This is a genomic window from Streptomyces sp. SID14478 (assembly GCF_010548525.1).
Lineage (GTDB): Bacteria > Actinomycetota > Actinomycetes > Streptomycetales > Streptomycetaceae > Streptomyces.
The window spans coordinates 1-2,819 of record NZ_JAAGMG010000088.1; the positions used below are offsets into that span (position 1 = coordinate 1).

Here is a 2,819-nt window from a genome sequence, read left to right on the forward strand (position 1 = left end):
GAAGGCCAGCGCGACGACATCCGTGCCCGTGGGCGGGGGCGTCTCCGTGTCCAGCGACGGCGGCAGGCCGGGCTCCGGGGGCAGTTCGGGCGGCGCGGGCAGGGGCGGCAGCACCACGGCGGACGCGTACGCCTCCACCGCGTCGACGCCTTCGGTGTCCCGGGCAGGCGCGGCCACCGGCTCGGCGTGCGCGGCACTGCGCACCTGGAGCTCGTCGAGGAGCGTGCGCTCGCCCCGGCCACGCATCAGCAGCAGCACGAACGGGTCCTGGTCGAGCAGACGGGCCAACTGGTAGCTCAACGCGGCCGTGTGCGCGCAGTGGTCCCACGCCCCGCAGTCACAGCGCGGTTCCAAGTCGCCGATCCCCGGCAGGAGTTCCACTCCCGCCGCGGCCGCGTCCTCCACCAGGTGCGGAGGCATGTCGCGGTCCAGGAGGGCGGCGATGTGCCCCGCTCGCTCGACCGCCATGCCCAGGAAACGGTCCCAGTCGTCCTCGCCGAGCCGCTGCAGCAGTACGTCCGAACGGTGCAGGGCGCCCTTGCGGTCCGTGACGACCGCCGTGATGCGCCCAGGGCGCACGGACACCGCTCCGACCGCCCCGGCACGTGCCAGGACGCGGCCCGCCTTGAGCTGTGCGAGGTCCAGCGCCGTGTCCTCCAGCGCCTTCAGCCAGGCCTGGCCCCACCAGGTCTGGGCGAACCCCTTGCCGTGCGTCGCGGGCAGCGCCGCGAACGTGCGCTCCTCGGCGCCGCCGGCGTCGTCCCCGTCGAACGCCTCGTCGTGGGCGAACTCGTCGCTCTCGTCATACATGTCACTCATCGGGCGCCCCCACGCAGTTCGACCAGGTCGGCCAGATCGGCATCGGACAGCTCGGTCAGCGCCGATTCGCCCGCGCCGAGCACCGCGTCCGCCAACTCCCGTTTGCGCCCCAGCATGTCGGCGATGCGGTCCTCGATGGTGCCCTCGGCGATCAACCGGTGCACCTGCACCGGCCGGGTCTGTCCGATGCGGTACGCGCGGTCGGTGGCCTGCGCCTCGACCGCGGGGTTCCACCAGCGGTCGTAGTGCACGACGTGCTCCGCGCGCGTGAGGTTGAGCCCGGTGCCCGCGGCCTTCAAGGAGAGCAGGAAGACCGGCACCTCGCCGTCCTGGAAGCGCTGCACCATGGCTTCGCGCTGCGCGACCGGGGTACCTCCGTGCAGGAACTGCGAGGCAACACCGCGGCTCGCCAGATGACGCTCCAGGAGGCGCGCCATCTGCACGTACTGGGTGAACACCAGCACGCTCGCTCCCTCGGCCAGGATCGTGTCCAGCAGTTCGTCGAGCAGCTCCAGCTTGCCGGAGCGGTCGGCGATGCGCGGTTTGCCCTCCTTCAGGTACTGCGCCGGGTGGTTGCAGATCTGCTTCAGCGCGGTGAGCAACTTGACGATCAGGCCCCGCCGTTCGAAGCCGTCCGCCCCGGAGATCTCCGCGAGTGTCTCGCGCACCACGGCTTCGTAGAGGCCCGTCTGCTCCTTGGTGAGCGACACGGCCCGGTCGGTCTCGGTCTTCGGCGGCAGCTCGGGGGCGATGCCCGGGTCCGACTTGCGGCGCCGCAACAAGAAGGGGCGCACGAGCTTCGACAGGCGCTCGGCGGCCGCCGGGTCCTTGCCCTCTTCGATCGCCTGCGCGTAGCGGGTGCGGAATGTGCCGAGGCGCCCCAGCAGGCCGGGCGTGGTCCAGTCGAGGATCGCCCACAGTTCGGAGAGATTGTTCTCCACCGGTGTACCGGTGAGTGCCACGCGCGCGCGGGCGCCGATGGTGCGCAGCTCCTTCGCCGTGGCCGAGTGCGGGTTCTTCACGTGCTGCGCCTCGTCGGCCACCACCATCCCCCAGTTCAGGGAGGCCAGTTGAGCCGCGTCCAGACGCATGGTGCCGTACGTGGTGAGGACGAACTCCCCGTCGGCGAGGTCGTCCAGCGAGCGTCGGCCGCCGTGGAAGCGCCGTACGGGTGTGCCCGGCGCGAACCTCTCGATCTCGCGCTGCCAGTTGCCCATGAGGGAGGTGGGGCAGACCACGAGAGTGGGCCCCGCTGCCTCCTGGTCGGTCTGACGGTGCAGGTGCAGCGCGATCAGGGTGATCGTCTTGCCGAGACCCATGTCGTCGGCGAGACAGGCGCCCAGGCCCAGCGAGGTCATGCGGGCCAGCCAGTTGAGTCCGCGCAGCTGATAGTCGCGCAGCTCCGCGGCGAGCGCGGCCGGCTGCCCGACCGGCTCCATGCCCTCGGGGTCCGCGAGGCGGTCCCTGAGCCCCTCCAGCCAGCCGGTGGGCCGTACCTCGAACCGGCGGCCGTCGACTTCCGTCGAGCCCGTCAGAACGGCGCTCAGCGCGTCGACCGGCGTGACCTTGCGGTCCTGGCGGGCGCGGGCGCGGCGCGCCTGCTCGGGATCGACGAGCACCCACTGGTCGCGCAGCCGCACCACGGGGCGGTTCGCCTCGGCCAGCCGGTCCAGCTCCTGGCGGCTCAGCTCCTGGTCGCCGACGGCGAACGACCAGTCGAACGCCAGCAGCGCGTCGGCGGACAGGAACGACGGGGCGCCCGAGGCGAGCGCGTCGGGGCCGTCGCCCTCGGGCGGGCCGATCACCGCGCGGGCCGTCAGCTTGCGGGCCATCTCCCTGGGCCAGTGCACCTCGACACCGGCCGCCGACAGGGCGCGCGCTCCCTGCCCGAGCAGGTCGGCCACCTCGTCGTCGGCGAGCTCGACGGCGTCCGGCACGGTCGCGGACAGCAAGGGGGTCAGGGGCGTCCACGCCCGCGCGGCGCGGCGCAGGGCCAACAG

At 72.7% G+C, this 2,819-nt stretch carries 1 protein-coding gene and 1 pseudogene; both read right to left on the minus strand.

Translation table 11 applies throughout. The annotated features are described in order from the left end of the window. A pseudogene (locus G3I40_RS02990) lies at nucleotides 1-819 on the minus strand (SWF or SNF family helicase); the annotation flags it as partial. Then, the coding region (locus G3I40_RS02995) for a DEAD/DEAH box helicase (RefSeq protein ID WP_164300580.1) at nucleotides 816-2,819 on the minus strand (2,004 nt) is incomplete at its 5' end. The gene G3I40_RS02995 and the pseudogene G3I40_RS02990, both read right to left, overlap by 4 nt.